An 11,535-nucleotide genomic window follows, 5' to 3' on the forward strand; every position below is an offset into this window, starting at 1 on the left:
TCATAACCTTAATCCTCTCTTTGTTCTTTCTGATTTATAACTTAAATTTAACAAGAATCAAACTTAAGCCGTATATAATTAATGGCTGGTTCTGGACTGCTTACGAAAATCCTCGCGGATTTTCTATTTGGTGTTTATTTGCTATATTTCGTGCTTAAAACACGCCACTAATCATATACAAACACGTTGCCCACAATATAAAACCACGAATATGAAGAGAACATTTAGAGAAATAATTTTGACTTTTAGTTTATGCTTAATTGCAACATTTGGATTTACACAATCGAAGGAAATTCAAATTGAATTTTTGGGGAATTGTGGATTATATTTAACTGATGGAACGACTAATATCTATACGGATTTTCCATATAAATCTGGAGCACACGGTTATATGGAATTTGACGAATCTGAATTAGATAGTATAAAGGACAATTCAATATTTATTTTTACTCACAAACATTCTGACCATTACTCAAAAAAGAATTTAAAAAAAGTAATTAGAGAGAAAGGCGGAACGAAATACGGAGTTTCAAACATATCTGAATTGGAAAAGTTAAACAATACTCTAAATGACTTTGAGATTAAAGCATTTAAAACCAAGCATAAGGTTTTTGGAATAAACTTTAGACATTATTCCTATCTAATAACTTGGCACGGAAAGAAAATTTACTTGTCTGGCGATACAACAAATCCGGAGACAATTGGAAAAGTAAAGAATATCGACTTGGCATTTATTCCATATTGGCTTTATGAAAATGCTAAAGAACAAAATATTGAAATTGATGCAGATGAAATCGGAATTTATCACTTACATCCATTACAAATTGAACCAGCTGAAAAATTCTTTAAAGAAAAAGAAAACGAGCATCCATTAACCGAAAAAGGTAAAATAATTACGATTGAATTATAAACTGAATAAAATCCTGTGGGCAACAACGTGTATAATTAATGGCTAGTTCTCGCCTACTTACGAAAATCCTCGCGGATTTTCTATTCGGTTTTTATTTGCTAAATTAGGTGCTTAAACACGCCACTAATCATACACAAAACCGTTGCCAGTAATTTGATGAAAACCGAACAACTAAAGGAATTTTACGAGTCACTATCTGAATTGAATAATGGATTTACTCATTATACTTTCGTATGGAATCAATTCAATATTGATTATTTGGCAATTATAGAAAGTGAGCCAGAAACTCAAACGAATGATTATTTTCTTGACAATCCTTACAAAAGAAAACACAATATCAAATTCAAGGAATTAGAGAATGAACATACAAAAACCAATACAACACTTGTAAATGGAATGTATGTTCTGATTTATGCTCATTTTGAAAGTTATTTAAAAAATATGCTTGATTTTGCTAAAACCATTGATTCTAATATTCTGACTTTAGAGGAGAAATCTGATAGTTTTGGAGAAGATTCAATAGTTGTAGACAAAGTACTGAATCGGATAGGAATTAATAAAGTGGAATTAGAAAATGAACTAATTGACACTTTAGACTATTTAAGATTAAAAAGAAATAAATTAATACACACCAATTCTAATAATATTAGCGGAACAATATCGGAATTGATTAAAAATAAAGGAAAGCAATTAAATGATTTTTGGAATGAAAACTTACCAAGTTCACTTCAAGGAATCGAATTCACAGATAAAGAGAATTTTACCGAAATCACTTTTAGTATTGTAATAGACACAATAAATACTTTGAGAAGAATTGCTTTAGAAATTAACGACATAATAATCAAAAAACTATCTAAAGAAAGTATTTTAAATAAAGTAGTAATTCTGGAGTTTCAGAAAATGCATAAAGGAAAAATAAACGGACTTACAATAGAACGAAAAATTTCAAAATTTAGAGCATTTTGCAAATCTGAATTTGGAATGGAATTGGATGAAAATGACATCGGAATTTACAAAAGTAGTATAGCTTAAGGGTTAAAGCATCCCCTCGGAGAAGAAACGATTAGTTCCTTGTCCAAGGGACGAATGTGGTTCGAGTCCACATACTGCACAAAAAAACTACTGGCAACAACGTGTATAATTAATGGCTAGTTCAAGCTTACTTACGAAAATCCTCGCGGATTTTCTATTCGGTTTTTATTTGCTAAATTAGGTGCTTAAACACGCCACTAATCATACACAAAACCGTTACCTACAAGCGGAAAAACAAAACGCAATTCGATTAAGAACCGAATCCATTAAATAGTATTCTCGCTACTGCCGATAGTATTCTCACTACTGCCTATAGTATTCTCGCTACTGCCGATAGTATTCTCGCTACTGCCGATAGTATTCTTGCCACTGCCGATAGTATTCTCGCTACTGCCGATAGTATTCTCGCTACTGCCGATAGTATTCTCGCTACTGCCGATAGTATTCTCGCTACTGCCGATAGTATTCTTGCTACTGCCGTTAGTATTCTCGTTACTGGCGTTAGTATTCTCGCTACTGCCGATAAAATTCTCGCGACCACTTTAACAAATCTTGTGTGCGATATTATAATTAGAACATCAATTGAGAAAATATTTATTTAAATCACTCTGGCGATTGAAAAACAGTGCGAAAAAAAAAAGCCTGTAGGTAACATCGTGTATAAAAAATGCTTATTTTAGTGCTTTACCAATGTAGAGGCGCGTTTGCCCGCTTTCGATTTTCCTTCGGAAAATACTCGCGGACTTAAACGCACTTCTTATACACAAAACCGTTGCCAGTAATTTAAAAATGACAGTACTCAAAGCAATTTTACTTACTTTATTCTTGATTTTAGTTTTTACTTTAACTCAGGTTGGATTTCTATTGTTGATGTATAAAACTGAATTGATACCTGAAACGTACCAAACTCATTATGGAGTAACCATCGGGTTATCATTTATTATTGCATATCTAACAACTTTCAAAATTTTCTGGAAATCTACTTGTGATATTAATAAATCTCTAAATCTAAAGAATATTGATTTTAAGTTAATGCCTTATTTAATCTTGATTGTTGTCGGACTTCAATTATTGGATAGACCTTTTTGGGATTTAGAAAGAATATGGAATTTCCTCAACTACTCTGAATTCCAAACAGACATTAGCTCATTTAGTGGATTTAGACCAGCACTTTTATATGGTTCAATATCATCTTTAATAATTGCACCGATTTTTGAAGAGCTATTTTTTAGAAAATTTTTATTGCAAAACTTATTGAAGAAAAACAGTAAGATAATTGGATTACTAATTTCAAGTTTTTGCTTTGCTATTATACATATTGAGACACCATTGAATTTAGTTCCGACCTTTATTTTTGGAATAATTAGCGGACTAATATTCATCAAAACTAAAAGAATAATCTATTCAATTATTCTACATTTTTTAGTTAATTTAATGGTTCAAACATTGTATGTTTTCGATGTTACTTTTGACAGGTGGTTGCTAACTTTAGATTTTAATTTTATATATTGGATATTGTTTTTAATCGGAATTGGAATAACCTACTTTGCGACAAAAAAACTACTGGCAACAGCGTATATAACTCATAGCTAATTATTTGCATAATCGAAGTTAAAGCGTTTTGGAAAGTCGCCAAATTTTTAAATTTGACGATTTCCAATAAAAAAGATAAATAGTAAAATTTAAAAATCTGGCTTGTGCTCAATCCGAAAATAATTTTCTAATTTGCAAGCTACGAGCCATATACAAAACCGTTGCCAGTAATTAAAAAAAATATTATATTTACACAATATTAACAATTAAAACATATTATTTATAAAAAAATTAAAATTACTATCATTTACTGCATTATTTTCAGTAATTATGCTTTATCCAACTAAATCAGAAGCAAAACATCACTCTGGTAATTATGTTAATGACGAAGGGTGTTTAGTTGTATGGTCATACGATACAACATTTTTTGGTTTAATAACGTACAACAAATATGAAGAAGAATTTTGTAACAATGATGGTTCTCCCGTAAATTTCGACTAAGTTTAACCATAATTATTTATAAATTAAAAACTAAAATGAAAAAAATTATTTTTTTTCTATTTTTGATATACCTTCCAGCTAATTCTCAAATACTAAAAGGTATTATTATCGATAGCCAAACTAAAGAAAAACTTCCTTATGTTAATATTTCGCTATTCAATAAAAATATCGGCACTTCAACAAATGAAAATGGATATTTTAAATTTGAGATATCAAAAAAATCATCTCAAGATTCTTTATTGATATCTTTTATAGGCTATAAAGATAAAATTATACCTTTAAAAAATTATACTTCTAAAATTTCAAATAATATTAAAATAGAGCTTGAACAAAAGAATGAGTTATTAAATGAAGTTTATATTTCTGATAATAAAAAAAATTATAGTTTTATTAATCATAATTTAGGCACTTCAAGAGAAAGGACATTTATCGCATCTGTTCCGTATGGCGATGAGATTGCTACATTAATTGAAAACCCAAGAGAAAAAAATGGAAAGTTAGTCGAATTAGTTCTTAAATTTAAAAAAAGAAGTAGTGATCAAATAAAAGTATTTAAAACTTATTACAGAATAAATTTTTATAAAAATAATTTAGAAAACGGTCCAGGAGAATTATTGACATATAAAAATATAATAATTAAACCAGAAAATAAGAACAATAAAGTAAAATTAGAACTGAAAAATCTTAAAATTAAACTACCTAAAAATGGTTTATATATTGGGATTGAAGCTATAAATCCACAAACCAATAACCCTACCTCTAACTTATACTTAACCACTCCTAATATTTTATATACCCATGATGATAAAAGTCTTACTTATGGGAGATTTAGAGGAGGAGAATGGCATGAAAAGAAAAGAAAATCAGTTTTTAAAAAAAATAAATTTACAGTTCCGCTTATCGATTTAAAAGTGGTTTATGAAAAATAAAACTACTGGCAACACCGTATATAATGAATAGCGGGGTTTGGCTCTAAACCAGAAATTTTGGTATATTTGGTTTGTCGCCAATTTTTGTTTTAATCACTTTGAAACAAAAAAGATAAAAGATCAAAAACAAAAATTGGCTTGTGTTTAGCGGAATATTCTCTCTTATTTGCCCGCTACTCATCATATACAAAACCGTTGTATGTAATTTAAGAATCGTAACAAAACAAGTAACTTTCAACAAAAAAATAAATGAATATTTCCTCTTTTCACCTTGTAAAAATTCCATTTGGAAAAGCGATTAAAGGATTATTTATAAACTTAATAAAAACGAACACAAAAGGTCTAATTTATTCTGAATATATGACCGCAATGACTCTAGGTTCTCCTATTCTATCACCTTCTCGTTTTTTAATAAGAGAAATAGCAATCTTTGCTCAATGGGAAAGCGAAGAAGACCTTGAAAACTTTTTAGAAAAAGACAATTTTGGAAAAATACTAAACAAAGGTTGGCACATTCGCTTAGGTTTTATGAGAGAATGGGGAAAGATAAAAGACTATAAAGTACCAAAGGAAAAAGAAATCTTAGACAATCCAAATTCTCCTGTAGTTGCAGTAACAATTGCTCGTATGAAACCTCTAGCAGTTCCAAGATTCTTACATTGGGGAAAACCAGTTGAAAAATTAGTTAGAGATCATTCTGGAACATTACTTTCTCTTGCATCTTTCAAGTTTCCGAATACAGTTTCAACCTTTTCAATTTGGAAAAATGTAAAAGAAATGGAAAGTATGGTTCACGGTCATAGTAAAATGCCTAAACCTAAAAGACACTCAAATGCAATGAAAGAAAGAGAGCGTAAAAATTTTCATTTTGAGTTTACAACTCTTAGATTTAAACCACTTTCAGAATATGGTTCTTGGAAAGGCAATAGCAATTACACTAAGAAAACTGTTTAATAATGGGGATTCTTTTTATAAAACAGAACTTTCAAGATTGGATTACTCAACAATGGGTAATTGTTTCAGGTAAAAAAATCAATTCAAAAGAATATAAATGGTTGTTAGGTCCATTTGGAAATACAAATGGAATTGGCGAAAAATTTATTAAGCAGTTAGAAGAAAACGAAAATTTAGAAATCTGTAAATCTGAACTAAGTAAAGGGTTAATAAATTCAATTAACCAATTAAAATTACCACCAACTGAACTTAATAAGTTATCAAAAAACGTAATTGACTTTTACGAAAACACGAGTAGTTATGAATTTGAATTGAAAACTAAATGGAATCCAATTTTCAAATTTTTCGGCTACCTCCTTAAAATACTTTTCAGTAATAGAATTGAGCAACTGAACATACCTATGAATAACAGCAAGAACGCTAAGGGAATGAATAGCGATATTATTCAACTTATTGATAAAAAAACTAAAAAAGTAAAACGAACAATTTGGTTAAGAACATTTAAAGAAACGAAACAAGTTGTTTATTCAGGTGTTTATGAAACTTGTACAATTCCAAATGGAACAACTTGCATTAAAGCAATGTTTCCATTACCAAACGGAAATGCAACAGTTATTTTACAGCCAAGCGTTGGTAATAACGGAGAGTTAATCTTAAAATCTGCAGGTAGGAAAATTGGAGATAGTGGATTTTACTTTTTGCTAAAAGACAAAAATGGAATTCTATGGACAAATTATATAAAGTCATTTAAAGACAACCTAACGGTGAGTTTTAATGACGGAAAAATAAAAGCAAACCAAAAACTGACATTTTACGGCTTGAAAGTTCTTAATTTTGAATACGAAATAAAAAAAACTACATACAACACTGTGTATAGTTCATTGCTAGAGCCGTTTTTAAGTCGAAAAGGGTAGGAGTGTTTAAGTTCAGAATATTTCATTAAATTTATCGCTAACATTACGCAACGAAACCATACACAAACACGTTGGCAACAAGCTGAAAAATTCGTTAAACCAAGAAAGATATTGATTGAATTTGATAATTTAGTATCTTTGATAAAAAGAAACTCGAAATGAATATAGAAGCTCGAAAAATAGAATTTATTCAAGAATTCCTAAAACTTCAAAGCGAGGAAGCAATTTCCAAGCTTGAGAAAATATTGAAAAAGGAAAAAGACACTTCTGACGAAAGGCTTTTTAAGCCTATGACCATTGATGAGTTAAACAAACGAATTGACAAATCAGAATCGGATTTCAAAAACAATCGATTTAAAACAAGTTCTGAACTTTTAGCCAAATACGAATAATGAATTTTAAAATTATTTGGTCAGACTTTTCGGAAACTCAACTTGACGAAATTTATGAATATTACGAAAAGAAAGCAAGTTTAAAAGTTGCTACTAAAATTGTAACTGGAATAATTAAAGAATCGGAAAAATTAATCAAAGCGTCCTTTATTGGACAAGAAGAAGAATTACTTAAAGATAGAGAAATTCAATATCGTTATTTGGTTTTCAAAAACTACAAAGTGATATATTCGGTTGATGAACAAAACGGATTTATAAAAATTGCTGATGTTTTTGATACTCGACAAAATCCACCGAAAATGAAACGAACAAAATAAAGCCTGATTGCCAACACCGTATATAATTTATTGCTAGTTCTTGCCTACTTACGAAAATCCTCGCGGATTTTCTATTCGGTTTTTATTTGCTAACTTTAGTGCTTAAACCACGCAACAAACCATATACAACAACGTTGGCAGAAATGTAAAAAAAAATGATACTTGATAATTTAGAAATTGCGTCAACTGAAAATTCAGTAATAAAAATAAAAGTAAATCCTTTCATTTATCAAGATGGTAAAAATCCCCGGCTACCTAGAAAACAGTCAAAGGGTTATACTCTTACCTCTGATACCAATTCTTTTTTTTCAACGGTCTTAAGTCAGATAAACATATCTTCTAAAATTACTAAATTCAAAGTTCATATTATCATTAATTGTGGAAAAGATAAATTAGGGAAAGCTGATTTAGATAATTACTCAAAAGCAATATTGGATGGTATTACTTCTTCAAGAAAAATTTGGAATGATGATAAACAAATAGACGAGTTATATCTCAAACGATATTATGTCAATGAGGATATTTCAAATATATTAATCAAAATCGAACAGATAAGAAATGAAATTGACAACAAAGATTAATTTAATAAGAGAATTATATTTAGAGCCTGACCATATCAATTTCTTAGAAAGTCTAAATCTGGATTTTGACTCCAAGATTGATTTTTCAAATGAAAAGATTGATGGTTTTATTAACCTTCTAGATAATAAACTTGAAGAATTAATACAACGTGAAGATGAACCATCTTGTTTAAATCTTGCCTACATAATTTCCATAATTGAGCAGAAAAGATTAACAGTAAATCTTGATTTTAACGATTATCCAGAATACAATCAGGAGAAATTTGAAGATGATGATTATGATGATGAATTCATTAATGAAGTCGAAGGTCTGACAGGAAAAGAACAGAAGAAACTTCAAAAAGAAGCAGTCAAAAGGTATAAAGAACTAGATCAGAATATTATTGTTTCTAGCTTTAAACGCTTCGTGATAAAAAATTATCCCCAAATCTTAAAGGGATTTGACCGTAGCATATATAGTAGTGCAAAATTGTCTTATTGGAAAAAAGAACACCTGTTTGATTTATGGCAAATACCTACAAAAGTCTATGAAAAAGTGAAGAGTGCCGAATATGAAGTTGAAGAAAAATTAAGAGAAGAAGTTGACAAATATGCGGAACATATGTACTCGGAGTGGTATAAAAACTACAAAATTTGGCTACAAAAAAATGGTTTAAAAAAATCCACTAAATTAAATATAAAAGATTACTTCAAATCAATAAAGGTCAAACCTAGCGCAACAATTATAGAAAGAATAAAGGAAAATTATTCCCCCGAATAAATAACACTTCTGCCAACAACGAATAACACAAATTGCGGAATACCTTCCAAAAATGGCATTTTTGACTACCTTTAAAAAGTAGTCTTTATCGGACAAACTCAAGTCGCCAAGCCGCAACTTGCGTTATTCGAGACGTTACCCAACATTTGACCAAACATTACGCTGAATTGAAAAAACTAAAATCTGACTTCACAATAAACGAAATTGGAAAGTTCCGATTTTATAGCGGAATTGCAATCGGAATTGGATTTAGCTTAATTTTAAATTCTCTATTTCGAATTACTTTAAAGCTTTGTAATATTGGAAAAGTTATTACGGATTTGAATTGGATAAATTTAGTGAATTACGAATTTTCAACTTATTATCTGACTTTAATCGGATTCGCTTCAATTGGATTTTCTTTTTGTTTTACGACTTATTTATGGATGAGCAAACCTTTTGCGACTGATAGAAGAAAAACTATAAGGTTGAGAATGGCTCAAATTAATCCGATTTGGATTTTATTTGGAACATTACTTTTTCTATTGCGAATGTTTTGGTTTCTTGCTGGAGTCGATTTGACAATTGAAAAAGATTTTGCGTATTTGGGATTTATGATTCCAATTTTTATTTATTTGTATTGTTGGAATTTAATTTCGGATATTTATAAAAGTAAAAAACCGTTTCTAATGACTTCGCTGATTATTTTAATTCTCGGAATTATGTTGAGCGGAATTTAGAAAATAAAATAAAAACGTTGGGTAACACCATATAATTTATTGCTAGTTCTAGCCTACTTACGAAAATCCTCGCGGATTTTCTATTCGGTTCTTATTTGCTAAATTAGGTGCTTAAACACGCAACAAACCATATACAAACACGTTCTATGCAATTTGAGAAAAATAGCGACTTTTAAATGAAACAAAAAATTAATAATATTCTCTCTGATGAACTAAAAGAAATTCTAAAAGATTTTCCTGAAAAATTAGCTAAATCAATGGAAATTCTTCAAAAGGAAATGCCTATAGGAATTTTAGAATTATCAAATTATGGGTGGTATTTAGGATATGATTCATCACCCAAAATGGCAGTCGAACTTGGTAGAAAATTAAAAAATGGTGATTCAAAAAAAGTAGATGATATTTTAACTAGATACTACGAAGAAGAATTAGATTTAGTGGAGAAAAGAATTATTGACCGCAATCCAAACAGAAAGTCAATTATTAAAGAAGCATTTAGTAATCACAGGAATAAAAAGTATTATTCCTCTATTGTACTATTATTAACTCAAATAGACGGTTTATGTTATGATGAAACTAAAAAACTGTATTTTAAAAATAACAAAAAATTACAGCGTTCAAGAATTTATAAACCAGAAGTAGAAGAAAAAATATCAGAGAAAGAAAGATTTATCATCGAAGGTTTTGAGATTCCTCTTAACCAGTCAACAGGAATTAGTGAACACACAGATAATATTTCGAAATTTCCCGTTAGACTAAATAGACACGAAATTTTACACGGAATAGATTATTCTTATGGAATAAAGATAAATTCACTTAAAATAATATCATTTTTAAATTATATAAATGACATTATAAGATATAAATAAAACTGCATAGAACACCGTATATAGCAAATAGCAGGGTTTGGTTTTAAACTGGAAATTTCGGTATATTTGGGAAGTCGCCAAATCTTTTGATTTGGCATTTTAACAAAAAAAATAAAAGCAAAATACAAAAGATTTGGCTTGTGCTTGGCGGAAAGGTTCTCGCCTATTTGCCCGCTACTCGCCATATACAAACACGTTAGCCATTATTAGAAAAACGAAACTCACGAATGAATAATACACCAAGAAAAGTAAAATTTTCGACCATAATTAATATTCTGAAAAAGAAACCAATTTCAATTATTTTTGGATTTGGTTTTACTGTATTTCCATTATTCATCGCAACAATTTTATTAATAATATTTTCATCGCTAGGAAACGAAACCCCAAAAGTTGATTATGAATTAATAAGTTCACAAGGAAAAGAAATCACAGCCGAAATAATAGATATTGAAACGCAGTATAATGTTACAATTAATGGAGTTCACCCAACAATTATATCTTACCAATATTCAGAGAATGGAAAAGAAACTGAATCTAAATATAAGGTTCTTGAAGAAAGAAAAATAGAAAAACTAGAAATTGGAAACAGTCTACAAATTAAAGAACTTAATGGAAATTCGATAGTGAAAGGCTTGAAGCCATATGATTTTCAAGTTGGTTTCTTATTACTTTTTCCAATCCCATTTCTGATTATTGGATTACCCTTTCTAATTTATTCAATTCGAAACTTGAAAAAAGAAGTCAAACTCTACAAATTTGGAAAAGTATTTAAAGGAAAAATTGTTTCTATGATACCAAAATCTGGACTTCCTATATCTAACGTTGGACAAGGTATAATTGTACATTATGAATATGAAACAATAAGCGGAAAAAAAATTATTGGAGAATCATTTACTACTGACTTTTCGATTATGAGTGATAAAAGGAAAGATGATTTCGTTCCGATTTTCGTTTCGGCTGAAAATAAGGAAAAATCTTGTGTTGTCCCAAAATTACAGTCATTGAGAAATAATTGGAATATTGAATTTGAATAAAATAACAATGGCTAACAAAGAACTGAGGTAAAAACCAACTCTTTTCTACATTAAATTTGAGACATACATTACCTGTGTCAAAATCTTTGC

The 11,535-nt window shown here is 29.4% G+C and carries 13 protein-coding genes; all 13 read left to right on the forward strand.

The annotated features are described in order from the left end of the window. Positions 1 to 211: 211 nt before the first annotated feature. The 13 genes from RLT85_RS14665 (at position 212) to RLT85_RS14725 (ending at position 11,445) form a co-directional block, all read left to right on the forward strand. Positions 212 to 910: an MBL fold metallo-hydrolase gene (locus tag RLT85_RS14665; protein ID WP_311402799.1), complete on the forward strand. Its 699-nt coding sequence runs from the start codon at positions 212 to 214 to the stop codon at positions 908 to 910. A gap of 153 nt (positions 911 to 1,063) precedes the next feature. Continuing rightward, positions 1,064 to 1,942, forward strand: coding sequence for a hypothetical protein (locus RLT85_RS14670; RefSeq protein ID WP_311402800.1), 879 nt, complete (start codon positions 1,064 to 1,066; stop codon positions 1,940 to 1,942). A 789-nt stretch (positions 1,943 to 2,731) separates the two neighbouring features. Then, positions 2,732 to 3,535, forward strand: coding sequence for a CPBP family intramembrane glutamic endopeptidase (locus tag RLT85_RS14675; protein WP_311402801.1), 804 nt, complete (start codon positions 2,732 to 2,734; stop codon positions 3,533 to 3,535). A gap of 476 nt (positions 3,536 to 4,011) precedes the next feature. Further along, complete coding sequence (locus tag RLT85_RS14680) at positions 4,012 to 4,905, forward strand: carboxypeptidase-like regulatory domain-containing protein (RefSeq protein WP_311402802.1); 894 nt, start codon at positions 4,012 to 4,014, stop codon at positions 4,903 to 4,905. A gap of 249 nt (positions 4,906 to 5,154) precedes the next feature. Then, a complete protein-coding gene (locus RLT85_RS14685) occupies positions 5,155 to 5,859 on the forward strand; it encodes a hypothetical protein (protein ID WP_311402803.1) in 705 nt (234 codons plus the stop codon). Positions 5,860 to 5,861: 2 nt separating this feature from the next. Then, positions 5,862 to 6,773 carry a hypothetical protein gene (locus tag RLT85_RS14690; RefSeq protein WP_311402804.1) on the forward strand — a complete coding sequence of 304 codons (912 nt, stop codon included), beginning with the start codon at positions 5,862 to 5,864 and terminating at the stop codon, positions 6,771 to 6,773. A 158-nt stretch (positions 6,774 to 6,931) separates the two neighbouring features. Beyond that, entirely contained in the window at positions 6,932 to 7,165 is a 234-nt protein-coding gene (locus RLT85_RS14695) for a hypothetical protein (protein ID WP_113966733.1), read from the forward strand. After that, positions 7,165 to 7,482, forward strand: coding sequence for a type II toxin-antitoxin system RelE/ParE family toxin (locus RLT85_RS14700; RefSeq protein WP_068449022.1), 318 nt, complete (start codon positions 7,165 to 7,167; stop codon positions 7,480 to 7,482). The genes RLT85_RS14695 and RLT85_RS14700 overlap by 1 nt, the downstream gene beginning before the upstream one ends. A gap of 155 nt (positions 7,483 to 7,637) precedes the next feature. Then, on the forward strand, positions 7,638 to 8,063 hold the full coding sequence (locus RLT85_RS14705; RefSeq protein ID WP_311402805.1) for a RusA family crossover junction endodeoxyribonuclease: 426 nt from the start codon (positions 7,638 to 7,640) through the stop codon (positions 8,061 to 8,063). Continuing rightward, positions 8,041 to 8,823, forward strand: a complete 783-nt coding sequence (locus tag RLT85_RS14710) for a hypothetical protein (RefSeq protein WP_311402806.1) — start codon at positions 8,041 to 8,043, stop codon at positions 8,821 to 8,823. Before RLT85_RS14705 ends, RLT85_RS14710 begins: the two co-directional genes overlap by 23 nt. Before the next feature lie 167 nt (positions 8,824 to 8,990). After that, complete coding sequence (locus RLT85_RS14715; RefSeq protein WP_311402807.1) at positions 8,991 to 9,542, forward strand: hypothetical protein; 552 nt, start codon at positions 8,991 to 8,993, stop codon at positions 9,540 to 9,542. Between the two features lie 176 nt (positions 9,543 to 9,718). After that, entirely contained in the window at positions 9,719 to 10,411 is a 693-nt protein-coding gene (locus RLT85_RS14720) for a hypothetical protein (RefSeq protein WP_311402808.1), read from the forward strand. Positions 10,412 to 10,638: 227 nt separating this feature from the next. Then, positions 10,639 to 11,445 (forward strand): hypothetical protein, encoded by an 807-nt coding sequence (locus RLT85_RS14725; protein WP_311402809.1) that lies wholly within the window; start codon positions 10,639 to 10,641, stop codon positions 11,443 to 11,445. The last annotated feature ends 90 nt before the right edge of the window (positions 11,446 to 11,535 follow it).

It is taken from the genome of Mesonia ostreae (assembly GCF_031845265.1).
Taxonomy (GTDB): Bacteria; Bacteroidota; Bacteroidia; order Flavobacteriales; family Flavobacteriaceae; genus Mesonia; species Mesonia ostreae.